We start from the raw sequence: 25,378 nt of genomic DNA, 5'->3' as shown, positions 1-25,378 counted from the left end.
CGCTCCCCGACGAATCGTCGTCGCTGCGGACTGAAGATACTCGCATCACTTTCCCGACGACAAGGCTGTGAACCATGGACCCGATCATCGCTGCGACGCATGCCGATCCCTACCCCTACTACGCCAAACTGCGCGCCGAGGGCGGACTGACCTTTGATCATGGATTGAAGCTGTGGGTCGCCAGCAGCGCCCGAGCGGTGCGTGCGGTGCTGACGCATGCCGATTGTCGGGTGCGACCGTTGCAGGAACCGGTGCCCAAGGCGATTGCCTCGGGGCTGGCCGGCAAGGTGTTCGGGCAGTTGATGCGGATGAACGATGGCGAACGTCAGCGCTGTCCGCGTGCGGCAATCGAGCCGTCACTGCAGTTGATAGATGAGGAGCAAGTACGCGCACTGGTGGCCGCGCGTTTGATTACAGCGGACGCCGACGGCTTATATAAGGCGATGTTTCGCGGCCCGGTGTGCGTGGTCGCGGCGCTGCTCGGCTTCTCCCCGGCGCAAGGCCGGGCAATCAGTGAGCTGACCGCGGATTTCGTCGCCTGCCTGTCGCCGCTGAGCAATGACCTGCAACTGGCGGCGGCGCATGCGGCGGCGGAGCAATTGCACGGCTATTTCATCGAGTTGCTGGCCGAAGCCGATAGCGAGTTGCTCAAGGCGATCGAGCAGCGATTTACAGGAGACGAAGAAACCCTGATCGCCAACCTGATCGGTCTCTGTTCGCAGACGTTCGAGGCCAGTGCGGGACTGATCGGCAATGCACTGATTGCGCTGCGACGTCAGCCCGAATTGCGCCATGCCTCAGTGGACGCACTGTTGGCCGAGGTTCAGCGCTTTGATCCGCCAGTGCAGAACACTCGGCGCTTTGTCGCGCAGACTTGCGAGATCGATGGCGTGCGGCTCGAGGCCGGAGAGGTGATTCTGGTACTGCTGGCCTCGGCCAACCGCGATCCATTGTTGAATGCAGAGCCCGAGCGGTTTCTGCTGGATCGTCCTGACCGGGGCAGTTTCAGCTTTGGCAGCGGCCGGCATCAGTGTCCGGGGCAGACGCTGGCGCTGAGCATTGCCGCTGCGACTGTCAGAGAAATCCTTGATCAGGGTGTGAATCTGCAACAACTGACGTGGCATTACCGCCCATCGCTCAATGGGCGGATTCCACTGTTCAGCGCGGCACAGCCTTAGGCACTGTGGCTCAGCGCTTGGGGTTGAGGCTCATGATACGCGTGCCCTGCTCTAATCCCCTGTAGAAGCAAACTGGCGATGTCGATACCGAATATCAGATAAAGAAAATCAAGCTTGATTTATATCGGTTTCGATATAGCCTGCTGATAGGTGACCTCTGCCACTCTTTGCAACACACCGCCGCAACGCATTTTCGTCGGAGCCATTACGCTTATCCTTTCAACAAAGGAGAAGTCGATGCCAAGACACAAGGATGTGGTGTTTGTCGCAAGTGCACTCAAGGATCTGAGAGCTTTTCCTTTGGATGCTCGCAGAGCTGCGGGATTTCAATTGGATCTGTTGCAACAGGGCGACGAGCCTTTTGATTGGCGCCCCATGAAAACCGTAGGACGGGGTGTCAATGAAATCAGAATCACCGAAGACTCAGGAGCGTTTCGAGTGTTTTATGTGGTCAATCGGCCTGACGCGATTTATGTGCTGCACGCCATGCAAAAGACCACTCGCAAAACTGAAACGCGAGATATAGAACTGGCACGCGCCAGATACCAGGAAATAGGTTAAGCCATGAAGGATCATCAACACCCTTCCCAGCATTTCTCAAGCATCTGGGACGCGCTGGAAGACACGCCGCAGGACGCGGCCAACATGCGCCTGCGGGCCAAACTCATGCGCACGCTTTGCGAGACGGTTCGTGCCTGGGAGCTTCCTCAGAAGGAAGCCGCCAAGCGCTTGGGGATTACTCAGCCACGCCTCAATGACGTACTCAACGGTAAAATCGACAAATTTTCTCTGGATGCGCTGGTCAATCTGTCGGCCGCAGCGAAACTGGAAGTAGACATCTGTTTCCCCCAGGCCGCACCGCTGCACTGGGCTTGAAGGCAGCTCGGATTCTTAGGCCAAGAGGCGATGTCGTTACTGCATCCGCCTCAATCCTCCCGCGTCAAAACCTCCAACAATTCAATCTCAAACACCAGATTCGAATTCGGCGGAATCTTGCCCATCGTCCGCTCGCCGTACCCCAAATGCGCCGGCACCAGCAGTCTGCGCTTGCCGCCCACTTGCATGCCCATCAGCCCCTGATCCCAACCCTTGATCACCCGGCCCGTGCCAATCACGCACTGGAAAGGTTTGCCACGGCTGTGAGAAGAATCGAACTCGCTGCCGTCTTCCAGCCAGCCGGTGTAATGGGTGGTAATCAGCGCGCCTTTGACGGCAGCCTTGCCCTCGCCCACCTGAAGATCGATTACCTGCAATTCATCATTCATGACATTCACTCAATTGCTTAACTGGCGGGCGTTTTCCCAGAAATGGCAGCTGTTCGCAACTCATTAACCAATGATTGGCGGTTTATCGAGTGGAAACACTCAATCAGGAGGCAAGCCAAACACAACGCCATTGAAAGTATGGGTGCAACACTGGCAATGGGGTTTCATCTCCTCGGCCTTCAAGTCCGGGTTGACGATTTGCAGACGCTTTTGCTCATCGACGTACAGGCCATTGAAGTAGCTCGACTCACCCAGTCGCACAATGTCCTCGCGATCATCTTCATGGATGGACACCATCCAGAACACTGGCTCCGGACGATCAAGGCGCGCCAGCGCCTCACTGTAAATCTCATCCCAGTTACCTCCGACGCGAGATAACAGAAAGCGAAATAATGGCGTGTAATCGTAGCCGTGATGCTTGATTCCATGCATCGAACCCCGCGTCGCCTCGCTACGCCTCTCGGCTTTGGTATTACGCTCATACCGATAGTGACTGCCCTGATTGCTGCGCCAGACGTTGTGAGCAGTGGTATTTACTTTGCGATAAAGCGGTTTCTTTTCCAACGATTGCTCCTGACATCCAGTCACTCGAAACGCCCGTCGCGTTTTACCCGAATAGCGCCCGAATGCAATCGACCGTCCATGGCCAATTGTTACCGAAGTGCTTAACGCTCGACAGGTTGCATCTCGACAATGGTGCCATTGGTGATCATGACCATCACGTACTTGTCATTGATCTGCACCCACTGCGCCTGATCGACCGGTGCTTTCAAGCCTTTCTGTTTCCAGTTTTTCAACGCTTTGTCGCTGCGCTGATAAATGTCTGGAGCCCGGTCGTTGACCTTCAATTCGCGGTCGCTGGTCGGCGACTGGACCGTGGGTTCGCTTGAGGTTTGCGCCGCTTGAACAAGTGGGCTGATCCCGGCAATGCCGGCGACCAGGGCCAGGCTGGCGATTAGGGTTTTGCTGTTCATCGGTGAACCTCCTTCAGATGTGTGATACCTGAACTCCGACTGCGGAGGACTGGAATCATTCCTTGTTTTTGCGTGGACTGGCCAGGGATTGTAGTTGTCTGTGAGGCCGCTATCGCTGGCAAGTCAGCTCCCACAGGTTTGCTTGGTGTTGCAGGGACAACGGGTACACCGCAAAAACTGTCGGAGCTGGCTTGCCAGCGATGACATCGGTACATGCAGCATTTTCATTACCTGAACCACCGCTTTCGCGAGCAGGCTCGCTCCCACAGGAAGTGGTGTTTCAGGGGATTGATCCGCTTTGCGCATCAATCCATGCCAACAATGCAATTAACATCCTGTTACAGCTGCGCGACCATCCGCCGCAATAACAACCGTGCGCCGCTTCCACGTCGCGCACGTCATAAAAGCGGTGGAGATTTTTCTATGACAGCCTCAATCCCACACGGCGGCTCGCGGGCCGGCGCCATTTTCCGGGTCACCTCGGGCAACTTCCTCGAACAGTTCGACTTCTTTCTGTTCGGCTTCTACGCCACGCAGATCGCGGCGGTGTTCTTCCCGGCGAGCAGTGAGTTCGCTTCCCTGATGATGACTTTTGCCGTGTTCGGCGCAGGCTTTCTGATGCGTCCGCTCGGCGCCATCGTGCTGGGTGCGTACATCGATGACGTCGGTCGGCGCAAAGGGTTGATCGTCACCCTGTCGATCATGGCCAGCGGCACGATCCTGATTGTGCTGGTGCCCGGATACGAGACCATTGGTCTGTTCGCGCCGGCGCTGGTGTTGATCGGAAGGCTATTGCAAGGTTTCTCTGCCGGTGCGGAACTGGGCGGTGTTTCGGTGTACTTGTCGGAAATCGCCACCCCTGGCCGCAAGGGCTTTTTCACCGCTTGGCAGTCGGCCAGTCAGCAAGTGGCGATCATCGTCGCGGCAGCTTTGGGCTATGCGCTGAACGCGTGGATGGCGCCGGATGTGGTTGCCGATTGGGGCTGGCGCATTCCGTTTTTCGTCGGTTGCATGATCGTGCCCTTCATCTTTTTCCTGCGGCGTAACCTGGCGGAAACCGAAGAGTTCGCCGCACGCAAACACCGCCCGAGCATGAAGGAAGTGTTCCGCACGCTTGGCCAGAACTGGGGCGTGGTGCTCGGTGGCATGTTGATGGTCGCGCTGACCACCACCGCGTTCTACCTGATCACCGTGTACGCGCCGACCTTCGGCAAGACCGTGCTGCACCTGAGCACTTCCGATGCGTTGCTGGTGACCTTGCTGGTTGGCGTGTCGAACTTCTTCTGGCTGCCGATTGGCGGCATGTTGTCCGACCGTGTCGGCCGGCGCCCGGTGCTGATCGCCATGGCGCTGCTGGCACTGGCCACCACCTATCCGGCCCTGTCGTACCTGGTGCAGGCGCCGAGCTTCAGTCACATGTTGCTGTCGCTGCTGTGGCTGTCGTTCATCTACGGCATGTACAACGGCGCGATGATTCCGGCGCTGACCGAGATCATGCCGGTGGAAGTGCGAGTAGCCGGTTTCTCCCTCGCCTACAGCCTGGCGACCGCGATTTTCGGCGGTTTCACCCCGGCGATGTCGACCTTCCTGATCCAGTACACCGGCGACAAAGCGGCGCCGGGTTACTGGATGAGCGTCGGCGCACTGTGTGCGTTGTGCGCCACGTTGTACCTCTATCGCCGCGCAGGCGGCCGTTTGCAACCGGTTGCCGCATAAGGAGCAATCACCTTGAAAAAACTGATCAATCTCAGCGCCATCGCCCTCTTCGCTTTCAGCGCCCTGGCCCATGCTGAACAGCTGAATGTGATGACGTCGGGCGGCTTCACCGCCGCCTACAAAATCCTCGGCCCGAAATTCGCGGCCGCCACCGGCAACACCCTCGACACCCAGCTCGGTCCGTCGATGGGCAAAGCCCCGGAAGCCATTCCTAATCGCCTCGCCCGCGGTGAGCACGCCGACGTGGTGATCATGGTCGGCTATGCCCTCGATGACCTGATCAAACAAGGCAAGGTCGATCCGGCCTCGCGGGTCGAACTGGCGGATTCACGGATCGGTCTGGTGGTGCGTGAAGGTGCGCCGAAGCCGGACATCAGCAGCGTCGAAAGCCTGAAGAAAACCCTGCTCGACGCAACATCGGTGGCCTACTCCGACAGCGCCAGCGGCGTGTACATCGAGAAGGAGTTGTTCAACAAACTCGGCGTTGAAGATCAGTTGAAACCGAAAGCGAAAATGGTCCCGAAAGTCCCGGTCGGCTCGGTGGTTGCCACCGGCGATTACCAACTGGGCTTCCAGCAGGTCAGCGAATTGCTGCCGGTGCCGGGGGTGACGTTTGTCGGGAAGATTCCGGAGTCGGTGCAGTCGGTGACGCGCTTCGCCGCCGGCATCCCGGTCGGCGCACAGCATCCAAAAGAGGCCAAGGCCCTGCTCGACTATCTTGCCGCGCCTGCCGCCCAGGCTGACGTGCAAGCCACCGGGCTGGATTCGGTCAAGCGCTAAGCGTTGGTGGCTGGACTTTCATTTCCACTACCAGCCGCTCCAGTTCCAATGCCGCCGGGGTCAACGTGCGACCCCGGCGCTTGAGGATGCCGACACTGCGCATCACTTGCGGATCTGTCAGCGGCACCCGCGTCAGGATCGGATGATCCGGCCCGGGCATCGCCATCAGCGGCACCGCCGCCACCCCCAGCCCCGCCTCCACCAGACCAATCATGGTCGTCACATGCCGCGTCTCGCAGATGCTCGGGCGCTGCGGCACCACGCTGCTCAAGGCCTGATCGAGCAGAAAACGGTTGCCCGACGTCTTGTCCAGCGAGATGTAATCCTGCTGATAGAACTCGTCCCAGGTCACGCTGCTGCGTCCGGCCAACGGGTGATCGCGCCGGCAAGCGACGACATAGCACTCCTGCACAAGCGGTTCGAAATCGACCTTGGCATCCTGCGTGCCCAGAAAACTCAACCCGAAATCCGCCTCGCCGTTGACCACTGCGCTCAACACGTCGTGGGCGCTGGAGTCGAGGACTTTGACCTTGATTCGCGGAAACTGCTGGTGATAGCGAGCGACCACCCGCGGCATGAAGTAGTACGCCGCCGAGGGTACGCAAGCCACGGTGACATGACCGAGTCGGGTCGATGCGACTTCACTGATGCCCAGCAGCGCCACGTCCAGATCATCCAGCAAACGCTCGACGCTGGGCATGAAGCCACGCCCGGCCTGGGTCAGGCTGACTTTGCGCGTGGTGCGCTCGAACAGCTTTACGCCGAGGGCGTCTTCAAGCTTCTCGATGCGTCGGCTCAGGGCCGGTTGTGACAGGCGCACGGTGTCGGCGGCCTTGCGGAAACTGCCCTGCTCGACCACGGCGCGAAAGGCTTGCAGGTCGTTGAGGTCGAAGTTGATGGCCATGGCGGACTCGAAAAGATTGATTCGAGAAGGCTATCAATGTAACCAAATGATGCAACTTATTACAGATTTGATGATATCGCACTTGTGGGAGCGGGCTTGCTCGCGAATGCGGTGTCACAGTCGCCATCAACATGGACTGAACCAGCGCTTTCGCGAGCAAGCCCGCTCCCACAGGGTTTTGTGGTGGATTGACGAGCGGCGCAGCCCTTATCCTTGTCACCCCCCGCCGTACCGCTGTCAGGAGTCAACCCATGCCCCATGAAGGCAACCTGTTACAAGCCGCTGTCGTGTTTCTCTTCGCAGCCGTGCTCACCGTGCCACTGGCCAAGCGTCTGCAACTGGGCGCGGTGCTCGGTTATCTGTTGGCGGGGGTGATCATCGGCCCGTCGGTGCTCGGCCTGATCGGCAATCCGCAGAGCGTTGCGCATATCTCGGAACTGGGCGTGGTGTTGCTGTTGTTCATCATCGGCCTTGAGCTGTCACCCCGTCGCTTGTGGGTGATGCGCAAGTCAGTGTTCGGCGTAGGTCTGGCGCAGGTGCTGCTGACGGCGGCAGTGATCGGCGTGCTGGCGTTGTACGTGTTCGGACAGCCGCTGAACAGTGCGATTGTGCTCGGCCTTGGTCTGGCGCTGTCGTCCACCGCATTCGGCCTGCAAAGCCTGGCCGAGCGCAAGGAACTGACCAGCCCCCACGGGCGGCTGGCGTTTGCGATTCTGCTGTTTCAGGACATCGCCGCGATCCCGTTGATCGCGCTGGTGCCGATGCTCGCCGGCAGCGCCCACGCCAGCAGCAACGCGGAAAGCCTGAACCACGGTTTGCAAGTGCTCGGCGGGATCGCCGTGGTGGTAGTCGGTGGACGTTATCTGCTACGCCCGGTGTTTCGCGTGGTGGCGAAAACCGGTCTGCCGGAAGTCTCTACCGCCACCGCATTGCTGGTGGTGATCGGTACGGCGTGGCTGATGGATCTGGTCGGCGTGTCGATGGCGCTCGGGGCTTTCCTCGCCGGCCTGCTGCTGGCGGACTCGGAGTATCGCCATGAACTGGAAGCGCAGATCGAGCCGTTCAAAGGCCTGCTGCTCGGGCTGTTTTTCATCAGCGTCGGCATGGGCGCCAACCTGAGTCTGCTGCTGAGTGCGCCGATCACCGTGCTGGGCCTGACGCTGCTGCTGATCGGCTTGAAGTTGCCGCTGCTGTTTGTGGTCGGGCGTCTGGCCGGTGGGCTGACCAAAGTCAGTGCGATTCGCTTGGGTATCGTGCTCGCCGCCGGCGGTGAATTTGCCTTTGTGGTGTTCAAGATCGGGCGCGATCAGAGCCTGTTCGAACCGCGCCTGTATGACTTGCTGGTACTGACCATCACTCTGTCGATGGCCTTGACGCCGTTGCTGCTGTTGATCTGTGCACGATTGGTCAGCCCGAAAGTGCAGCCAGTGGAGGTGCCGGAGAAATTCCGCGAAATCGACACCGAGGCACCGCGCGTGGTGATTGCCGGCATGGGCCGGATGGGCCAGATCGTGGCGCGGATTCTGCGGGCGCAGAACATCAAGTTCGTGGCGCTGGACACCTCGGTGGAAACCATCGAACTGTCGCGCAGTTTTGGCGGCGTGCCGGTGTTCTACGGCGACCCGATGCGCCCGGAAATCCTCAATGCGGCGAAGGTTGGCGAGGCGGAGTATTTCGTGATTGCCACGGATGATCCGGAGACCAACATCAAGACCGCCGAGATCGTGCGCAAGCTGTATCCGCACATGAAGATCATCGCTCGCGCACGTAACCGTCAGCACGTGCACCGCCTGGTCGATGTGGGCGCCGAAGCGATTCGCGAGACCTATTACTCCAGCCTGGAAATGAGCCGCCGTACCCTGGTCGGCCTCGGTCTGACCCAGGCCCAGGCCGATGCGCGGATCAAGCGTTTCAAACACCATGACGAACAGGTGCTGGAAGCCCAGCACGCGGTCTACGACGACGCCGCCAAAGTCCTGCAGACCGCCCAGGAAGCCCGGGCGGAGCTGGCGCGGTTGTTCGAGTCTGATCAACTGGAAGAGGAAGCGCGCAAGGTCTGAATTCACCACAATTCCAATTGTAGGAGTGAGCCTGCTCGCGATTGCAATCTATCAGTAGCCATCTCTGTTACTGACACACCGCCGTCGCGAGCAGGCTCACTCCTACAGGAATTGTGGATGGACTTAGGCCATTTCCAATTCACGTTCTTGCTTGACCGGCGTCACCTCAAACCGATCCGCGAGGAACGGTGTGATATCCAGCGGCAGCGCCTCCTGATTGACCAGTTTGTCCAGCAGCACGCCGGTGATCGCTGAGGTCAGAATACCGGTGCGGAAATGTCCGCAGGCATTCAGGTAACCCTCCACCCCACGCATCGGCCCGAGGATCGGCAGCTCATCCGGCGAGCCCGGACGCAATCCGGCCCAGGTGCGCTTGAGGTTGACGTCCTTGAGTTCCGGCAGGCATCGCACCGCGCCCTGCACCAGTCCGGCGATTTCCGGGTAGGTGGTGGTGACGTCGAAGCCTTTGTCTTCGGTGGTGCTGCCGATCAGGATCTCGCCGTTGTCCTTCTGTGCCACATAACAATCGCTGGTAGTCAGGCAACCGTTGAGGATTTTCGGCATGCGCTCGGTCAGCAGGATCTGGCCTTTCACCGGTTTCACCGGAATCCGCACACCGGTGGCCCACTCACTCAAGTCCGCCGCCCAGGCACCAGCAGCATTGATCAGCGTCTTGCAGTGGAACACGCCCTCCTCGGCCGTCTGCACGCCAGTCACGCGGCTGCCGTGGTGCAACACACCGGTGACGTTGGTGTTGACGAAGATGTCGACGCCATTCTGCCGCGCGCCTTCCATGTAGGCGTCGGCGAGACGGAATGGGCTGACCTGGTGATCGCAAAGAAACTCCAGCGCGCCACGGGCCTCATGGCTGACGCTCGGTTCCGCTTCACGCAGCGCCGCCTGATCGAGCCAGCGTACCTGATCGGCCAGATGCGGAATGCAACTGACGATGTGCTCGGCGTAGAGGCGGTCTTCGTCGTCATAGATGACGAACTTCAGCCCGGTCTTTTCGAACTTGAAATCCATCCCGTGCCTGTCCTTCAGCTCGCGATGCAGCGCCGGGTACAGCGCATTGGACTGCAAGGCGAAATCGAAGAAGGACTCCGGCAGGATGTGCGGCGTGCTGGCGTCCACCGCGACCGCCGCGCCCTGGGTTTCGCGCTTGCGGTTGGCCGACATCATGCGGAAGAAAATCACCCCGCAGCCCAGCCCCACCGACTCGCCGATGGCCCACAAGCCTCCGGCCGAAGCGCGGGTCGCGTTGCCCGGGCGCTTGGCGTCGATCACCGCCACCTTGAGGCCCTGGCGCTTGGACAATTGATAGGCGCAGGACGCCCCGATCACGCCGCCGCCGGCAATGATCACGTCATAGAACTTACTCATGGGATGCGGCCTCCGTGCCGACGGACTGGAACGCGGAAAAAGGGATCGGATCAATCGGGAAGCGCGGACGCAGCCAGCCGACGTCCTTGCGCCCGGTGGCCTGACGCAAGCGGTCGCTGCAGTAGCCGACACACATCCGCCCCTGACAATCGCCCATGCTGACGCGGGTGCGCATTTTCAAGCTGGCGATGTCTTGCACACCCTGCTCCAGTGCCAGATCGATGTCCGCGCGGGTGGCGTGTTCGCAGCGGCAGATCACGGTGTCGGCGGCCGGCAAAGCGGTCTGGCCGACACCGCGTTCGGTGTAACGGTCGACGGCCGCACGGAAGCGCACGATGGATTTGAGTTTGCCCAGATAACGATCGCGGCGTACCCGTGCCAGTTCTTCTTCGATCACCCCGCGTTGCAGCAGGATCGAGGTGGCGGCGATCTTGCCGGCGAGCATCGCCGCTTCACCACCGCGAATCCCGCCCATGTCACCGGCCAGATGCACGTGCGGCTCGTTGCTTTGCTGCCAGTTGTTCGAATTGGCGCGCAGGTAACCGTCGTCGCTGAAACCGTGATCGAGGCCCATCTGCTGACTGAGCTGGGTGCGCGGAATGAAGCCGTAACCGACCGCCAGGGTCTGCGCTTCGAAGCGCTCGATGCGCTTCAGGTCCGGCTCCCAGGTGGCCGAGTAAGGTGCCACGGTGACGCTTTTCAGCTCGCCGTCGCCGTGGGCTTCGACCACGCCCCAGCCGTAGTTCATCGGGATGCCGTGGAGTTTCAGGTAAGCGAGCATGCTCAAACCGTCGAGGAACAGCTGCGGCTTGTTCAGCAACGCCAGGCTTTCGCGGGCGATCTTGCCGAAGGCGCAGGCTTCGTACACGCCCGCGACCTTGACGCCGGACGCGTGCAGCTGCGTTGCCACCAATGGCAGCAACGGCCCGGTACCGGCGATGACCACCGGCCCCTGCGGCTTGACCACGCCACTTTTGATTTGCAGTTGCAGGCCGCCGAGCATGATCACCCCCGGCAGGGTCCAGCCGGGAAACGGCACGCTGCGTTCGTGGCAGCCGGCGGCCAGCAGCAATTGCGGATATTCGATCTCGTGCAGCTGCTCGTCGCCGTCGAGCACCACCAGCGCACGGGTGCCTTCGGCGCCGACCACGCGATGATTGAGGCGCACGTCGATCAACCCGGACTGTTCCTGGAAATCACCGTGCAGTTTGCTCAGGGCTTCGGAATAGCGCGGCCCCAGATAATCCAGTTGCACGCCGTCGCGCAGCGGCCCGCGATAGACCACGCCACCAAGACGCGAGGCCTCTTCGAGCAAGGTGCAGCGCACCCCATGACGCGCCAGCTCGATGGCCGCCGCCATTCCCGCCGGACCACCGCCGACGATCACCGGTTGCAGGCTCATACGACCTCCTGCTCGTTGATGCGGTTGACCTGGGTTTCGATCTGCATGCCGTCGCGCACCACGGTCTGGCAGGCACGGCGCTTGTGGCGGCCGTTGATCTTCACCAGGCAGCACTGGCACACACCCATGCCGCAGTAGGCGCCGCTGATCTGGCCATGGTCGTTGCGTGCGACCTGGCGCACGCCAAGGGACTGGATAACGCTCAGGACGGTTTCGCCAATGGCCGCCGTCACCGGTTGACCATTGATGTGGACGGTCATATCCGCCTGGGTCAGGGGCTGGATATCGAAAGTGCGTTCTAGGCAGTGCATTACGAAGTTCATCCGTGAAAAGGTTCAGGGGGAAGGTATTGCGTCAGCTCCTTGCTGCTCTACACCGTGCGGCCCGTTTAATTGTTCGATTACAGGCGGGCTCGCGGGTACTTCGTCAGCGCAGCAAAGTGCGCGTGAAGCACTGTAGTTCAAACCTCAGCGAAGGCCTGGAACATTTACGTTAGGGGAAGTTACAAACGCGAATATTGATCCAGGCCAGTGAAAGCGGTCGGATTGTTCAACGATTCGGTTGAAGAAGACGAATGGTGCACGCCAGAAAGCAAAAAGCCGCTTTCACCGTGAAGTGAAAGCGGCCGAGGCATGGGCCTCAATGGAGCATTGGAATCAGTGTACGAACAGGGCGATCAGGATGATGATCGGGATTGGCACACCGAGGAAAAACAGTAATAGAGAGCGCATGGTGATTCTCCTTGTTAACGGACTGGAGGCAGAGTGGTCGTGGTGGCGTAGGTCTCGACTTCAACGTACTCGACCGCATCCCGGCGACGACCGCCGAAGGTGGCGGCGAGACTGGCGAAGAACGCACCGGCCAGCAACGCGATGAACATCCACAGCGAGGTCCAGGCAGCAACTTTCGCAGCGGTGTCGGCAGCCTGTTGGGCTTTGACTTTGGCGTCGGCGATGGCCTTCTGAGTGCGGGCATACACTTCATCGACACGCTTCTCGGCGTCGGCCTGACTCAGATTGGTTCGTTGTGCGACCAGTTGCGCGAGGTAGGTACGGTCTTCCGGACTGAGTTGGCCGTTGGCCAGGCTCTGGGCGAAGATCCGCGCTACGGCGCCATGGGCGGCATCATCACTGACCGATGCTGGACGGTCATCGCGGAACAGATTGTCGATGTAGTAACCGTACTGATTGCTGTCAGTGTTGGCCGCTGCGCTACCGGCAGCCTGAGTCGCGGCTGCCGCTGCGCCACCGGCGACACTGGCACCGGCCTGCACACCGCCACTGATCACACTGCTGACCGAGCCGACTACCAATACTGCGGTGACCAACGTGGCCACACACCAGGCGAGGAAGCCATGGGCAGTATCACGAAAATACACTTCATCCCCGTGCATGTTGGCCCACTTCACCCGCAGGCGACCGGCGATGTAGCCACCCAGACCGGAGGCGATGATTTGCGTCGCCGCCAGCCAGACAATCGTCGAAATCCCCAGACCCTTGGCGCTGATGCCCTCCCCGGCCCAAGGTGAAACGGCAGAGAATCCCAAACCGAAGCCAAGCAGCACTAAAATCATCGACAGTGCTGCGGCCGCCGCTGCGCCCGCGAAAATCGCGCCCCAGGACACGCCTGACACGTTGCTCGACTCTCCTTCGAAGGCAGGATAAAACCCATCAGAGGATCTATTCATTGTTGTAGTGCTCCAGGCATGAAAAATGGTGTTACAACTCGTCACGAGATGAATTGCAGCGACCGTGCCAGTCGAGAGCCCGAAATAAATTCTTCAATTTCAATGATTTAAAAAGACTGAACTTCTACATTCATTGCAATTTGCAACAATGGACGGAAAGCAGCGGGTTTTATGCATTGACGCCAACGCCGCGAAGCGCCCCGAATTGACGTTTGTGACAGGCTATACATGAAAGTTAATTTAAAGCGCGACGCAAAATACTTGGCAAAATGCAGCCATTCCGTTTGAACCGATCAAGGCCTGCCCTATGACGCGTATTTTGACCATCGAAGACGACGCCGTGACTGCCCGTGAAATCGTTGCCGAACTCAGCAGCCACGGCCTGCAAGTGGATTGGGTCGACAATGGCCGCGAAGGCCTCGACCGCGCCGTCAGCGGCAACTACGACCTGATCACCCTCGACCGCATGCTGCCGGAACTCGATGGCCTGGCGATCGTCACCACCCTGCGCACCATGGGCGTGGCCACGCCGATTCTGATGATCAGCGCGCTCTCCGATGTCGATGAGCGCGTGCGCGGCTTGCGCGCCGGTGGCGATGATTACCTGACCAAACCGTTCGCCACCGACGAGATGGCCGCACGCGTGGAAGTGCTGCTGCGCCGCCAGAACAGCGTTGCCACCCAGGCCACCACGTTGCAGGTCGCCGACCTCGAACTGGATTTGATCAGCCACGAAGCACGTCGCGCCGGGCAGGTCCTGACGCTGCTGCCCACCGAATACAAGCTGCTGGAATTTCTCATGCGCAACAGCGGGCAGATCCTGTCGCGGATGATGATTTTCGAAGAAGTCTGGGGCTATCACTTCGACCCGGGCACCAACCTGATCGACGTACACATCGGTCGTCTGCGCAAGAAGATCGACGCGGCGGGCAATGTTCCGCTGATTCGCACGGTACGGGGCTCGGGTTATGTCATTGCCGAACCCGTCTGACGGCTGGCGCTCCTCCAGCAGTCGGCTGCTGGCGCTGTACAGTTCGCTGTTCGTGGCCTGGAGCGCGATCCTCATGGGGGTCATGTATTTCGAGGTCTCCAGCTATCTCGATAACCTCGCCAAGCATTCGTTGATGCAACGTCAGCATCTGTTTTCGCACTTTCGCGGTGAACAACTGGAAGAAGCACTCGCCGCCAGCATGACCTTTGACATCCGCGGCATCGACGCCTATGGCCTGTTCGACGCCCAGGGCGTTTACCTCGGCGGCGCCTTGCAGCAACTGCCCGAAGGCCTGCCGCTGGATGGCAAGATCCACACCCTGGATGACTGCGCCGATTCCGATGACCCGACCCTGCCCGCCGACAGCTGCGACGCGGTGGCAACCCAGACCCGCGACGGTCGCTGGCTGGTGTTGTTGCGCGATAACGGTTCGTTGTTCGCCGTGACGCGGATCATTCTGCACGCGTTGTTCTGGGGGGTATCACTGACGATTCTGCCGGGGATTGCCGGTTGGCATCTGCTGCGCCGCCGACCAATGCGCCGCATCCGCGCGATTCAGGACAGCGCCCAGGCGATTGTCGCTGGCGACCTGACCCACCGTTTGCCGCTGTCCAACCGCCGCGACGAACTGGACATGCTCGCCGCCATCGTCAACGCCATGCTCGATCGCATCGAACGGCTGATGCATGAAGTCAAAGGCGTGTGCGACAACATCGCTCACGACCTGCGCACCCCGCTGACACGCTTGCGTGCGCAGTTGTATCGCATGCAACAGCAGGCCGGTGAGGGTTCGCAGGAAGCGGCGCAACTGGATCTGGTGCTGGCCGAGGCCGATACGCTGATGGCGCGGTTCCGTGGGTTGCTGCGGATTTCCGAGCTGGAAGACCGTCAGCGGCGCTCAGGTTTTGTCGAGCTCGATCCGGTGCAATTGCTCGAAGAACTGCATGAGTTTTACCTGCCGCTGGCCGAGGAAGGCGAGCTGCTGTTCGTGCTGAACATGCCGGAAACCCTGCCGCCGCTCAATGGCGACCGAGCGTTGCTGTTCGAGGCGCTGGCGAATCTGTTGAGCAACTCGATCAAGTTCACCCCGGCAGGCGGTACGGTGATTTTGCGCGGAGTGAATGACGGTGGGCATACGCGGATCGAAGTCCACGACTCCGGCCCCGGGATTCCCGAAGCCGAGCGTGAGGCGGTGTTCCAGCGTTTCTATCGTGCCGAGGGCGGGCAACCGCAGAGCGGCTTTGGCCTGGGCTTGTCGATTGTCGCGGCGATTGTCAGCCTGCATGGCTTCAATCTTGAGGTGGGCAGCAGTGAGCTGGGCGGTGCAAAACTGGTGCTGGATTGTCGGCAGAGTTTGATCGCCAACTCCTGATCCCCTGTGGGAGCGAGCCTGCTCGCGAATGCGGTGTGACAGTCAATGCAGATGTTGACTGATCCGACGCCTTCGCGAGCAAGCTCGCTCCCACAGTTTTTGCGTTTTGCCTGTCAGGTCGGGTAATTGGCCCGCAGCGCCTCAAGGCCACCCTGATAGATGCCATTGAACAGCGCGACCACTTCCTCTTCGCTCACGCCTTTGGCGTTGAAGCGTCCCGACCACGTCACTCGAGCGCCCTGCCCCTGAGCTTCAACCTTGATCGTCGCCAGATAGTCAGTCGCCGGGAACGGTGCCTGTTCGATCGAGTAGCTGTAGGTCCTGGCAGCGTTGTCGAACGCTTGCAGACGCTCGATCACCACCGCGCCATCGGCGGTTTGCAGGGTGCGCACGCGTCCGCCTTCGCTCAGTTCACTCTTGGGAATCAACGGCAGCCAGTCCGGCAGCGTGTTGAAGCCGCCGATCAATTGCCAGACCTGATCGGCCGAAGCCGGGATGTCGATGGTTGCTGATGCAGTTGCCATAAATAAACGCTTCTCCAGAGTCTTCGCGGTTCAGATCGCCATACTGTCGACTACACCGCCATCCACGCGCAAGGCCGCGCCAGTGGTGGCGGAGGAAAACGGCGAAGCGATGTACGTGACCAGATGCGCCACCTCGGCAACATCGGCCACCCGCTGGATGATCGACGTCGGCCGCGCTCTGCGCACAAACGCATCAGCCTCTTCACGCAGATTACGGCCGGACTCGGCGGCGGCGTCCTTGAGCATCTGTTCCACGCCACCGGTAAACGTCGGCCCCGGCAGGATCGCATTGACCGTCACACTGGTGCCCGCCAGACGCTTGGCCAGGCCATGGGACACCGCAAGGTTGGCGCTTTTGGTCACGCCGTAATTAAGCATGTCGGCCGGGGTCGCCACACCGGATTCCGAGGACAGGAAAATCACCCGTCCCCAGCCCTGCTCGACCATCGCCGGCACATAATGCCGCGACAGACGCACGCCGGAGATCACGTTGATCTCGTAGAAACGCGTCCACTCGCTGTCCGGGGTGTCAAAGAAATCCACGGCGTCGAAAATGCCGAGGTTGTTCACCAGAATGTCTGCGCGCGGTTCAGCGGCGAACAGTTTTTCCGCACCTTCGGCAGTGCCCAGGTCGGCCGTCAGTCCGCGCAGTTGCGCACCCGGCACCTGCTGGCGAATGCTCGCCAGCGCTTGCTCGACCTTGGCCGTTTCACGCCCGATCACCACAACCGTGGCTCCGGCCTCGGCCAGTGACTGACTGATGCCCAGACCAATGCCACCCGTGCTGCCGCTGACGATGGCCAGTTTTCCACTCAAGTCGATTTTCATGGGTTCACCTCTTTGATGGGCAATACACGGACAAATAGAAGGAATGGATCAGCGTAGACGCGATATTGGCCGGATGAAGGCGTTGCCGACCAAAGACTGGTCACGACCGATCCGACGCCTACGCGAGCAAGCCCGCTCCCACTTGGGATTGTCGGTGGATGGAGATTCTCGGGCTGGCCCGGATCAAGGGTGGGAGTGGGCTTGCTCACGAAGGGGCCGGGACATCTGGCTTCAATGCTGACTGATCCGGTACCTACGCGGGTTCAGCGGCGTCCTACACTGAAAGGATCAGCCGCTTTTCAAGAGATGACCATGAAAATGTCTGCGCAAATGACCGTGGTTGCGGTGCTCGCCACCCTCGCCTACCTGGGCCTGGCGGTGTGGGGCATTGGCGGGCCGGCGGTGTTCTTTTCGCATGGGGCGCTGGTGCTGGTGGCGCTGGCCACGGTGCTGATGGTGGTGGCCTCGCTGTTCACCGATGTAAACATGAGTTCGGGCGAGCGCGAGGACCGCGCCAATCGCTGGGTGATTCCGGCGTTCGGCGTGATCGGTCTGGTCAGCGGATTTCTCCCGGCGTACTGCGATCGCATCGACTTCTGGACCTTCGGCGCTGAAGACGTGCGCTGGCTCGGCGCGCTGTTATTTATCGTCGGTGGCACGCTGCGGCTGTGGCCGGTGTTTGTGCTGGGCCGGCGGTTCAGCGGTCTGGTGGCGATTCAGCCGGGGCATCGGCTGGTCACCGACGGCATTTACACACGCCTGCGCAATCCGAGCTATCTGGGGTTGGTGGTCAACGCCGTGGGCTGGGCGATGGCGTTTCGCTCCAGTGTCGGGTTGATTCTGGCGGCGCTGACGCTGATTCCACTGATCGCACGTATTCACTCGGAAGAGGCGCTGCTGCGCGGGCAGTTTGGTGCAGAGTACGAGGCTTATTGCGCGCGTAGCTGGCGATTGTTGCCGGGGGTTTACTGACGCCATCGCCAGCAGACTGAACTGGCTCCTGCAGTGTTGGATAGCGGGCAACATTTACGGCCCGACATTGATCGAATGTGGGAGCGGGCTTGCTCGCGAATGCGCTGAATCAGTCGACATCGCATGCAACTGAAAAACCGCATTCGCGAGCAAGCCCGCTCCCACAGGGGATTGTGTTGTGTCAGGTTTTTTGCAGGTGCAGTTGGCCTTGGCTGTCGACGGTGACGCTCAGCGCCTCATAACTGTCGATAGTCGCGTGGCGGGTTTCGAGGGGATGCTGGTGCGTCGTGGTGATGATCATCAGCGCTGCACCTGCCGCTTCAGCGGCCTGAATACCGACAGTGGCATCTTCGAAAATCAGGCAATCGGCGGGATCAACCCCCAGACGTTGCGCGGCCAGACGATAACCCGCTGGATCAGGCTTGCCAGCCGTCACATCCTCCGCCGTAATCATTACCGCAGGTTCGCCAATCCCCGCCGCCGCCATCCGCCGCAACGCCAGATCCCGTGGCGCCGAAGTCACCATCGCCCAGCGCTCACTCGGCAAGGCTTCGAGAAACGCCGCAGCCCCAGGTATCTGCACAATCCCTTCGACATCATCGATTTCCGCCTGCGCGATAAACGCCGCTTGCGCCTCGGCGTCCACTCCCGGCAGGTTCAGCCGGCGGATGGTGTCGATGGCACGAGCACCGTGGATGGTCGGCAGCAAACTCTCGACATCAACCCCGTGGCGCTCAGCCCACGCTGCCCAGACTCGCTCGGCAGCAGCGATGGAATTGAGGACGGTGCCGTCCATGTCGAACAGGAACGCGCCGAACGCGCGATCAAAGACGTTATCGTGAGCAGACAAAAGGTCGCATCCTTTGACAGAACTGGGCGGATTGGCCGGGCAATGTAGCATTTTTACCCGGCAGTTCGACCCGCCATCTCAGTGCAGACGTGGCGCCTTGGACTTGAAAGCGCTGTCGACACAGTCAAGCAACTGGCCGATCGCCCAGGGCTTTTTGATGAACGCCACCGGATGCTTGACCCCGGAAGTTTCCGGGGTTTCATAACCGGACATGACCATCACCGGTTTTTCCGGCCAGCGCTCGCCGACCAGATTGGCCAGACCTGCGCCGTTGATTTCGCCGGGCATGGTGATGTCGGTCAGCAGCAACGCGACATCCGACGCGTGCTTTTCCAGATACAGCTTGGCGGCATCCGCGCTGGTTTGCGGCTCGACCTTGAAACCTTCCTCCTGAAGAATTTCGCAGAGAAACTCCAGAATCAACGGGTCGTCCTCAACCACCAGAATCAACCCGCCAGGAAGGAGCGCGCTCGGTGTCGGTGTTGGACTCATGAACTGGCACTCCCTGAATTGCATTAACGACTTAGCGGCTCGAATCCGCTGCTTATCTGGTATGAGCAGCGCGCCCTGCATAAATTCATTTTTGATACAGGTCTTTTCTTAACAGTGGTCAATCGCCTTGGCTGACGGGCGTTCGTCAGGCGGTTTTTGTGGTTAAAATGCCGGCCCTTTTGCTTGCCGACCGTGACTGATGAACCCTGAAGCCCTCGCCACCCTCCGCGCCCATCTGCTGCCTGCACTGGCGGCCGCACCGAGCGAAACCCGTCGCCTGTTCCATGGGCGCGGGCGTTGCTGGCCGGGGCTGGAACAGTTGACGGTGGACTGGCTGCAAGGCGTGGTGCTGGTGTCGCTGTTCAAGGAGCCGCAGCCCGAACAGCTCGAAGCGCTCAAGCAATCGCTGCTCGACCTCAGCACCTCGGCGGAATGGCAAGAGTCCGGTGCCCACACCTTGTTGGTCCAACATCGTTACCTGCCGCAGAGCACCGCCGAATGGCTGCTGGGCAATGAAATCGAGGAGATGAGCATCGTCGAGGGCGGCTTGCAGTACCGCGTCGACTTGGGCCGCAAGCAAAACGCCGGGCTGTTTCTCGACATGCGCTACGGGCGCAACTGGGTGCGTGAGCAGGCAGCGGGCAAACGCGTACTGAACCTGTTCGCCTACACCTGCGGGTTTTCCGTGGCAGCGATCGAAGGCGGCGCCAGCCATGTGGTCAACCTCGACATGTCCCGCGCCGCCCTCAGCCGTGGCCGCGACAATCATCGCTTGAACGGGCATGACCTGAGCAAGGTGAGTTTCCTTGGCCACGACCTGTTCAAGTCGTGGGGCAAGGTGATCAACAGCGGCCCGTACGACCTGGTCATCATCGACCCGCCATCGTTCCAGAAAGGCAGTTTTCTGCTGACCAAGGATTACCAGCGCGTATTGCGTCGTTTACCGGAATTGCTCACGGCAGACGGCACGGTGCTGGCGTGCATGAATGATCCGTCGTTCGGTTCGGATTTTTTGATCGATGGCGTGACGCAAGAGGCGCCAAGCTTGCGCTTTGAGCAGCGGCTGGAGAATCCGCCGGAGTTTCCGGATATTGATCCTGAGAGCGGTCTGAAGGCGCTCGTCTTCAAACGCCTCGACTGACCCGACATCCCGCGAACCCCGCTCATCCCTGTAGGAGTGAGCCTGCTCGCGAAGACTGACTCACCGGCAACCCATTTCTTCAGAAGGACAAAACCCGCCGCCCCGATCAACCGGGGCGGCGGGTTTTGTCGTTCAGGTCTCGATCAAACCGTCCCCGTCTTCAACGAATGATCATTGAGCACGCTGCTGATGATTGCCGCGCTGTCCTGCCCACCCGCAATCACCCCAGCCCTCTCGACCGTTCATCGCAAATAGGTCCTCACCTGTAATTTCTGACAGTAGCCAGAGCCGTTATCTTCAGCGCTGAATAACTCCACGCCCTTTGTCTCCCGACAGTTCGCTTGGAGTTCCGACCATGCTCGTTCAGCCCAAGAAGAAAAGCTCTGCCCCCCATTCATTGCTGGACCCGATAGTGCTCGGACGCCTCCTGCCTTCCGGCCAGTGGGGGATCAACCGGGCGGCGGTGTTCACTTTTCCCGACCTCGGCCTGCTTGTCGTCATCCCCGTCTGGGCCAGCAAGGATGTCGGCGATACCGTCAAGCTGCTGCTCAATGGCCGTGAGGTCGACGGGCGTCCCATCATTGACGAGGCCGAGCTCAAGCAACCGACCCTCTTGTGGGTGGCTCCCCGTCATCTGCAGACCGGTTCTTACGAACTCACCTACGAAATCAAACAGCCCAATCAAAAAGAAGAGCGTCCGGACAAGCCCCTCAACCTCTTCGTCAAACTGGAACTCCCCGGTGGCCAGGACATCGACCCGGGCCCTGGTCACTCCAACCTGTACATGTACATTCCCCCGGAAATCGTCAACGGCGGGGTGGACAAAGACGTTGCCGAAGCGGGAGTGCCGATTGTCATCAGGTCCGAGTCCGGCAGCGGCTTGCCTTACCCTGACATCGCGAAGGACGACGTCATTCATCTCAGTTGGGGTGGCTTTTTTGAGTATTCCACACCGGTGACCCAGGCGCAGATCAACGATCCAGCGGCAAACCCGATATTGATCACGGTCTCCAAAGCCACTATTGAACGGGCTGGTGACACCGACCTCTCTGGTCTGGCGGTCACCTTCAAGGTGCGCGACATCGTCGGCAATGAATCGGAAGACTGGTGCAAGGAAATTCGCATCGTCGTCACCACCGGCATCGACCTGCTGGCCGCACCGATTGTTCAGGAGGCTGTCAATAATGAACTCGACGCCGATAAACAGGGCGATAACGACATCACGGTGCATGTCACGGCCACCCAGCCAGACTTCGAGATGGGTGACATCATTCACTTGACCATGCTCGGCACCACCCTGGAGGGCGAAAAAGTCGAATTTACCGCCCTGCCCCAGACCGTCGACAATATTCCGCATAACTACGAGTTCAAGCTGCCCATTGCCGACGTGCGCAAACTGGTCAATACCCAGGTCAGTTTCTTCTATCGGCTGGAACGCAGCGGCAGCAGTGACCCGTTACGCTCAAAAAGGCAGTTTGTAAAAGTCACCGGCGCAGCCCACCGCCTGGCCGCACCGATCATCGAAGAAGCCGAGGGAGAATTCATCGATCCCTCCGAAACTCAAATCAACGTCCGCATCCCGTTCGATCCGGTCATCGAGTACGGCATGGGCATTGAGCTGTTCCTGTTGGGTAAACGTCCGGACGGCAGCACCTTCCTGCCTGAGTTGAAGTGGCACATTCCGGAGGAGGATGACGTCGAGAATCCCGAAGGTTTTGTCATCACCGTCGATGACTACAACCTCAAGCTGCTTGACGGCGGAACCCTGAAGGGGTGGTACGACCTGCTGATAGCCGAGGGTGACGAGATCCTCAGACGGGAATCGCTGCACACGAAATTGCTCAATGTGGGTGAACCGAAATTCGAGCTGGACGCCCCCATTGTCCTCGGGGTGGCGAACGGCTTCCTCGACCCGGCCACACTGCCCGGCGGTACCAGTAAACTGACCATCCCCAGGCCTGTGGTGAAGCCATGGGTAGCCAACGACGAGGCCACCTGGAAGTGGGTGGGCGACATCTCCGGCGAGGAACCCGGGTCCCGCACATTCAATGCCGTAACCGCCCAACAAGACTGGGTCATCAACCTGGACGCCGCCTTCGTCGCCCAACACATCGAACCGAACCGCGGCAGCAAGATCACCGTCCGCTACCAGCTCTGGCGCCATGCCACAGATGAGACCAGCCTTTCGAATCCATTGGTGTTCACCGTGGGCGTCGCGCTGGAACTGCTCGCCCCCTCGATCAAGGAGAACAACGGCGACAGCGCACTCAACCCGCTGCTGGTCAGGGACACCTTGACCATCGTGGTGCCGGACAACAGCGCGTTGCTGCCAAACCATGCAATCAGCGTCACCTGGACTGGCGCTGACGGCACGCCGGCCGGCGGGTCGCACACCTCAGTGCCGCGTGCGGTAAGCGAAGGGCTTGAGTTTGCGATCCCCAACAGCGTGGTGGCGTTCAATCTGGGTAAGCAGGTAAAAATCTCCTACGTCGTCATCATTGATGGTCATCCAACACCGTCCCGGGTATTTGACCTGACGGTGCAAGCAATGCCGCAGAGCGCGCTGGCCAGCCCCACCATCGAGCAGGCCGACAACGACGGCGAAGGCCCGGAGTTCAACGTAGGGAATCTGACCAGCAATGCCACCTATCGCATGGGCGTCTGGCCGTTGATTGCCACAGGCCAATATGTCTGGCTGCGTCTGAAAGGGACGAACGCTGATGGCAGCGACTACAACCTTCCGATCCATACGGCACCCACCTCACAGGTCAATGATACGTGGATCAATCAAGGTTATTACGAGCGGAGCATCGCCTTTGCAGGCTTGAGAAACCTTAAGGATGGCAGCCCGCTGACCATGGAGTTCAAGGCTGCTTTCGGCAAGAGCACGGATGAGAGCGAGGCGGTGGTCTTCCCTGTGCGCACTTACACGATTAAAGCGCTTGAGGATGTGCGGCCAGAAATTACCGGTGCGGAAGACTCCAAAGGGAATGAGATTGCCAAAGGCGGATTCACCGTTGATACCCAGATCACGTTGTCAGGGGCCGGGGCCAAAGGTCAGAAAGTCCAGATCAAGGATGGCACCACCGTCAAAGGTGACGCCACGGTTAACCTGACGACCGGCCTGTGGGAACTGACCCTGACAGGCTTGAGCGTGGCCGCTCACAGCTTCACCGCCATCGCGCTGTATGGCGGTGGTCAGGTGTCCGCAGCGTGGACGTTGACGGTGACGGCCAATAACCCACCGACCATCACCAAGGCCATCGACTCCAAAGGGGCAACGATTGCCAAAGGCGGATTCACCGTTGATACCCAGATCACGTTGTCAGGGGCCGGGGCCAAAGGTCAGAAAGTCCAGATCAAGGACGGCACCACCGTCAAAGGTGAAGCGACGGTTAACCTGACGACCGGCCTGTGGGAACTGACCCTGACAGGTTTGAGCGTGGCAGCTCACAGCTTCACCGCCATCGCGCTGTATGGCAGTGGGCAGGTATCCGCGGCGTGGACGCTGACGGTGACGGCCAATAACCCACCGACCATCACCAAGGCCATCGACTCCAAAGGGGCAACGATTGTCAAAGGCGGATTCACCGTCGATACCCAGATCACGTTGTCAGGGGCCGGTGCCAAAGGTCAGAAAGTCCAGATCAAGGACGGCACCACCGTCAAAGGTGAAGCGACGGTTAACCTGACGACCGGCCTGTGGGAACTGACCCTGACAGGCTTGAGCGTGGCCGCTCACAGCTTCACCGCCATTGCGCTGTATGGCAGTGGGCAGGTATCCGCGGCGTGGACGTTGACGGTGACGGCCAATAACCCACCGACCATCACTCGTGCGGAAGACTCGAAAGGAGTAGAGATTCTCCCAGATGGCACGACCTTCGACACCACGGTCACGCTCAAAGGAAAAGGGGCTAAAGGTCAGAAAGTCCTGATAAAGGACGGCAACATCGAGATAGCCACGGCCGACGTCAATCCACAGAGTGGTGACTGGGTGTTCACGGCAAGGAACCTGAGCGCCGCCTCCCACAGGTTCACCGCCACTGCTCTGTATGGCAGTGGGGAAGTGTCGGATCCGCCGCGTGTCGTTAATGTTGCCAGTTTATTCACTCCTCGCATCACCATGGTCACCGACTCTAAAGGAACCGTAAACCCTGGTGCTACTACTTATGACACTAACGTAACTGTAAGCGGCGAAGGTCCGGCAGGACAACAACTGCAAATTTATGATAATGGCGTCCAAGTGGGGCCAGTTATCTCTGTGGACAGTAACGAACTATGGTCTCTTCACATCTCGGGCCTAACGATCGGAGGCCATAGTCTGATTGCACGCGCATTGTACCCAGTTAACCCTGTGGACAGTCAGCCTAGAACTTTCACTGTAGCCGCCTCGATAACTAAAGAGGATTTTGAAAGTGAGGCTAAATGGACCATATATATGGGGCAAACGAAAAGACTCAGCACAATGGAGATCACGGCAATTACAAGTGCGGAACATTATATGGGGACCGTGATGCCTTATGGGAGACCAGGGGTCGGTTTAAGTGGGGGTGTGCTATTTATCTCAAAAGTACGTGGTGACGGCGTGCCCGGCTCATTTAACTTCAGGATTCGCTTTCTGAAAACGTACCGACGAGTAGATTTTTGGTATGAATTCGCCATAAACCAATCTCCAAATGCAAGTGCTCAATCTGATTACTTTGATAGCAACGGAAGAAAACTAGGATCAAAGAGCTTTAATGCTATAGATGGTCCTCAGCAGCAACTTTCTTTCTCAAATGAAGGAATTGCATCCATGGAAATTCGTGGAGTTTTGGGGCAGCACTTGTATTTTGATAAATTCGAGCTATACGGCTGAC

General features: G+C 59.7%; 23 protein-coding genes. 11 read left to right on the top strand and 12 right to left on the bottom strand.

Going from position 1 to position 25,378, the window contains the following annotated elements; genetic code table 11:
* Positions 1-74: 74 nt before the first annotated feature.
* From ACOYXG_RS10505 to ACOYXG_RS10495, 3 genes are all read left to right on the top strand, one after another.
* Entirely contained in the window at positions 75-1,178 is a 1,104-nt protein-coding gene (locus tag ACOYXG_RS10505) for a cytochrome P450 (RefSeq protein ID WP_097088025.1), read from the top strand.
* A 237-nt stretch (positions 1,179-1,415) separates the two neighbouring features.
* Entirely contained in the window at positions 1,416-1,739 is a 324-nt protein-coding gene (locus tag ACOYXG_RS10500) for a type II toxin-antitoxin system RelE/ParE family toxin (protein ID WP_027613227.1), read from the top strand.
* A gap of 3 nt (positions 1,740-1,742) precedes the next feature.
* Positions 1,743-2,054 (top strand): helix-turn-helix domain-containing protein, encoded by a 312-nt coding sequence (locus ACOYXG_RS10495; RefSeq protein WP_095139682.1) that lies wholly within the window; start codon positions 1,743-1,745, stop codon positions 2,052-2,054.
* Positions 2,055-2,104: 50 nt separating this feature from the next.
* Here ACOYXG_RS10495 and ACOYXG_RS10490 read toward each other — a convergent pair whose 3' ends face one another.
* The 3 genes from ACOYXG_RS10490 to ACOYXG_RS10480 form a co-directional block, all read right to left on the bottom strand.
* A complete protein-coding gene (locus ACOYXG_RS10490; protein ID WP_247268555.1) occupies positions 2,105-2,443 on the bottom strand; it encodes an FKBP-type peptidyl-prolyl cis-trans isomerase in 339 nt (112 codons plus the stop codon).
* A gap of 99 nt (positions 2,444-2,542) precedes the next feature.
* On the bottom strand, positions 2,543-3,007 hold the full coding sequence (locus ACOYXG_RS10485) for a hypothetical protein (protein WP_097088029.1): 465 nt from the start codon (positions 3,005-3,007) through the stop codon (positions 2,543-2,545).
* 101 nt (positions 3,008-3,108) lie between these two features.
* Complete coding sequence (locus ACOYXG_RS10480; protein ID WP_027613230.1) at positions 3,109-3,417, bottom strand: RcnB family protein; 309 nt, start codon at positions 3,415-3,417, stop codon at positions 3,109-3,111.
* A 423-nt stretch (positions 3,418-3,840) separates the two neighbouring features.
* On the opposite strand from ACOYXG_RS10480, the gene tcuC reads away from it, so the two are divergent.
* Both tcuC and ACOYXG_RS10470 read left to right on the top strand, forming a co-directional pair.
* On the top strand, positions 3,841-5,133 hold the full coding sequence (gene tcuC / locus ACOYXG_RS10475) for an MFS transporter (protein WP_027613231.1): 1,293 nt from the start codon (positions 3,841-3,843) through the stop codon (positions 5,131-5,133).
* Positions 5,134-5,145: 12 nt separating this feature from the next.
* Positions 5,146-5,913, top strand: a complete 768-nt coding sequence (locus ACOYXG_RS10470) for a substrate-binding domain-containing protein (protein ID WP_096795895.1) — start codon at positions 5,146-5,148, stop codon at positions 5,911-5,913.
* Here the strand turns inward: ACOYXG_RS10470 and ACOYXG_RS10465 are convergent.
* A complete protein-coding gene (locus ACOYXG_RS10465) occupies positions 5,903-6,817 on the bottom strand; it encodes a LysR family transcriptional regulator (RefSeq protein ID WP_097088034.1) in 915 nt (304 codons plus the stop codon). The two genes, ACOYXG_RS10470 and ACOYXG_RS10465, sit on opposite strands and share 11 nt — an antisense overlap.
* Before the next feature lie 251 nt (positions 6,818-7,068).
* Between ACOYXG_RS10465 and ACOYXG_RS10460 the strand changes: the two genes are divergently transcribed.
* Positions 7,069-8,877 (top strand): monovalent cation:proton antiporter-2 (CPA2) family protein, encoded by a 1,809-nt coding sequence (locus ACOYXG_RS10460; protein ID WP_460357515.1) that lies wholly within the window; start codon positions 7,069-7,071, stop codon positions 8,875-8,877.
* A 123-nt stretch (positions 8,878-9,000) separates the two neighbouring features.
* Here the strand turns inward: ACOYXG_RS10460 and hcnC are convergent, their stop codons facing one another.
* The 4 genes from hcnC to ACOYXG_RS10440 form a co-directional block, all read right to left on the bottom strand.
* A complete protein-coding gene (gene hcnC, locus ACOYXG_RS10455; protein WP_346651245.1) occupies positions 9,001-10,260 on the bottom strand; it encodes a cyanide-forming glycine dehydrogenase subunit HcnC in 1,260 nt (419 codons plus the stop codon).
* The gene (hcnB, locus tag ACOYXG_RS10450) at positions 10,253-11,662 is read right to left on the bottom strand and encodes a cyanide-forming glycine dehydrogenase subunit HcnB (RefSeq protein WP_460357511.1); all 1,410 of its coding nucleotides are present in this window, start codon (positions 11,660-11,662) and stop codon (positions 10,253-10,255) included. Before hcnB ends, hcnC begins: the two co-directional genes overlap by 8 nt.
* On the bottom strand, positions 11,659-11,973 hold the full coding sequence (gene hcnA, locus ACOYXG_RS10445) for a cyanide-forming glycine dehydrogenase subunit HcnA (RefSeq protein ID WP_027613237.1): 315 nt from the start codon (positions 11,971-11,973) through the stop codon (positions 11,659-11,661). Before hcnA ends, hcnB begins: the two co-directional genes overlap by 4 nt.
* A 434-nt stretch (positions 11,974-12,407) precedes the next feature.
* On the bottom strand, positions 12,408-13,349 hold the full coding sequence (locus tag ACOYXG_RS10440) for a hypothetical protein (RefSeq protein ID WP_027613238.1): 942 nt from the start codon (positions 13,347-13,349) through the stop codon (positions 12,408-12,410).
* A gap of 307 nt (positions 13,350-13,656) precedes the next feature.
* Here ACOYXG_RS10440 and ACOYXG_RS10435 point away from each other — a divergent pair, with 307 nt between their 5' ends.
* Complete coding sequence (locus ACOYXG_RS10435) at positions 13,657-14,340, top strand: response regulator transcription factor (RefSeq protein ID WP_027613239.1); 684 nt, start codon at positions 13,657-13,659, stop codon at positions 14,338-14,340.
* Entirely contained in the window at positions 14,318-15,712 is a 1,395-nt protein-coding gene (locus tag ACOYXG_RS10430; protein WP_097088039.1) for a sensor histidine kinase, read from the top strand. The genes ACOYXG_RS10435 and ACOYXG_RS10430 overlap by 23 nt, the downstream gene beginning before the upstream one ends.
* A gap of 113 nt (positions 15,713-15,825) precedes the next feature.
* Here the strand turns inward: ACOYXG_RS10430 and ACOYXG_RS10425 are convergent, their stop codons facing one another.
* Positions 15,826-16,236, bottom strand: coding sequence for an SRPBCC family protein (locus tag ACOYXG_RS10425; RefSeq protein WP_027613241.1), 411 nt, complete (start codon positions 16,234-16,236; stop codon positions 15,826-15,828).
* Between the two features lie 30 nt (positions 16,237-16,266).
* Complete coding sequence (locus tag ACOYXG_RS10420) at positions 16,267-17,064, bottom strand: SDR family NAD(P)-dependent oxidoreductase (protein ID WP_460357506.1); 798 nt, start codon at positions 17,062-17,064, stop codon at positions 16,267-16,269.
* A gap of 312 nt (positions 17,065-17,376) precedes the next feature.
* On the opposite strand from ACOYXG_RS10420, the gene ACOYXG_RS10415 reads away from it, so the two are divergent.
* Positions 17,377-18,036: a methyltransferase family protein gene (locus tag ACOYXG_RS10415; RefSeq protein WP_460357504.1), complete on the top strand. Its 660-nt coding sequence runs from the start codon at positions 17,377-17,379 to the stop codon at positions 18,034-18,036.
* Positions 18,037-18,217: 181 nt separating this feature from the next.
* On the opposite strand, the gene ACOYXG_RS10410 is transcribed toward ACOYXG_RS10415, so the two are convergent.
* Positions 18,218-18,886, bottom strand: coding sequence for an HAD-IA family hydrolase (locus ACOYXG_RS10410; RefSeq protein ID WP_460357501.1), 669 nt, complete (start codon positions 18,884-18,886; stop codon positions 18,218-18,220).
* A gap of 78 nt (positions 18,887-18,964) precedes the next feature.
* Positions 18,965-19,378, bottom strand: coding sequence for a response regulator (locus tag ACOYXG_RS10405; RefSeq protein ID WP_346651596.1), 414 nt, complete (start codon positions 19,376-19,378; stop codon positions 18,965-18,967).
* A gap of 199 nt (positions 19,379-19,577) precedes the next feature.
* Between ACOYXG_RS10405 and ACOYXG_RS10400 the strand changes: the two genes are divergently transcribed.
* Both ACOYXG_RS10400 and ACOYXG_RS10395 read left to right on the top strand, forming a co-directional pair.
* Complete coding sequence (locus ACOYXG_RS10400; RefSeq protein ID WP_460357498.1) at positions 19,578-20,519, top strand: class I SAM-dependent methyltransferase; 942 nt, start codon at positions 19,578-19,580, stop codon at positions 20,517-20,519.
* Between the two features lie 355 nt (positions 20,520-20,874).
* A complete protein-coding gene (locus ACOYXG_RS10395; protein WP_460357495.1) occupies positions 20,875-25,377 on the top strand; it encodes a hypothetical protein in 4,503 nt (1,500 codons plus the stop codon).
* Position 25,378 lies beyond the last annotated feature (1 nt).

The organism is Pseudomonas sp. G3-39 (assembly GCF_054790485.1).
This window is presented reverse-complemented; position numbering and strand designations above follow the sequence as displayed.

Bases quoted from the DNA above. Each gene is read 5' to 3' on its own strand.
- ACOYXG_RS10505 (WP_097088025.1), top strand. From the start codon at position 75: ATGGACCCGATCATCGCTGCGACGCATGCCGATCCCTACCCCTACTAC.
- ACOYXG_RS10500 (WP_027613227.1), top strand. From the start codon at position 1,416: ATGCCAAGACACAAGGATGTGGTGTTTGTCGCAAGTGCACTCAAGGAT.
- ACOYXG_RS10495 (WP_095139682.1), top strand. From the start codon at position 1,743: ATGAAGGATCATCAACACCCTTCCCAGCATTTCTCAAGCATCTGGGAC.
- ACOYXG_RS10490 (WP_247268555.1), bottom strand. From the start codon at position 2,443: ATGAATGATGAATTGCAGGTAATCGATCTTCAGGTGGGCGAGGGCAAG.
- ACOYXG_RS10480 (WP_027613230.1), bottom strand. From the start codon at position 3,417: ATGAACAGCAAAACCCTAATCGCCAGCCTGGCCCTGGTCGCCGGCATT.
- tcuC (WP_027613231.1), top strand. From the start codon at position 3,841: ATGACAGCCTCAATCCCACACGGCGGCTCGCGGGCCGGCGCCATTTTC.
- ACOYXG_RS10465 (WP_097088034.1), bottom strand. From the start codon at position 6,817: ATGGCCATCAACTTCGACCTCAACGACCTGCAAGCCTTTCGCGCCGTG.
- ACOYXG_RS10460 (WP_460357515.1), top strand. From the start codon at position 7,069: ATGCCCCATGAAGGCAACCTGTTACAAGCCGCTGTCGTGTTTCTCTTC.
- hcnC (WP_346651245.1), bottom strand. From the start codon at position 10,260: ATGAGTAAGTTCTATGACGTGATCATTGCCGGCGGCGGCGTGATCGGG.
- hcnB (WP_460357511.1), bottom strand. From the start codon at position 11,662: ATGAGCCTGCAACCGGTGATCGTCGGCGGTGGTCCGGCGGGAATGGCG.
- hcnA (WP_027613237.1), bottom strand. From the start codon at position 11,973: ATGCACTGCCTAGAACGCACTTTCGATATCCAGCCCCTGACCCAGGCG.
- ACOYXG_RS10440 (WP_027613238.1), bottom strand. From the start codon at position 13,349: ATGAATAGATCCTCTGATGGGTTTTATCCTGCCTTCGAAGGAGAGTCG.
- ACOYXG_RS10435 (WP_027613239.1), top strand. From the start codon at position 13,657: ATGACGCGTATTTTGACCATCGAAGACGACGCCGTGACTGCCCGTGAA.
- ACOYXG_RS10430 (WP_097088039.1), top strand. From the start codon at position 14,318: ATGTCATTGCCGAACCCGTCTGACGGCTGGCGCTCCTCCAGCAGTCGG.
- ACOYXG_RS10425 (WP_027613241.1), bottom strand. From the start codon at position 16,236: ATGGCAACTGCATCAGCAACCATCGACATCCCGGCTTCGGCCGATCAG.
- ACOYXG_RS10420 (WP_460357506.1), bottom strand. From the start codon at position 17,064: ATGAAAATCGACTTGAGTGGAAAACTGGCCATCGTCAGCGGCAGCACG.
- ACOYXG_RS10415 (WP_460357504.1), top strand. From the start codon at position 17,377: ATGAAAATGTCTGCGCAAATGACCGTGGTTGCGGTGCTCGCCACCCTC.
- ACOYXG_RS10405 (WP_346651596.1), bottom strand. From the start codon at position 19,378: ATGAGTCCAACACCGACACCGAGCGCGCTCCTTCCTGGCGGGTTGATT.
- ACOYXG_RS10400 (WP_460357498.1), top strand. From the start codon at position 19,578: ATGAACCCTGAAGCCCTCGCCACCCTCCGCGCCCATCTGCTGCCTGCA.
- ACOYXG_RS10395 (WP_460357495.1), top strand. From the start codon at position 20,875: ATGCTCGTTCAGCCCAAGAAGAAAAGCTCTGCCCCCCATTCATTGCTG.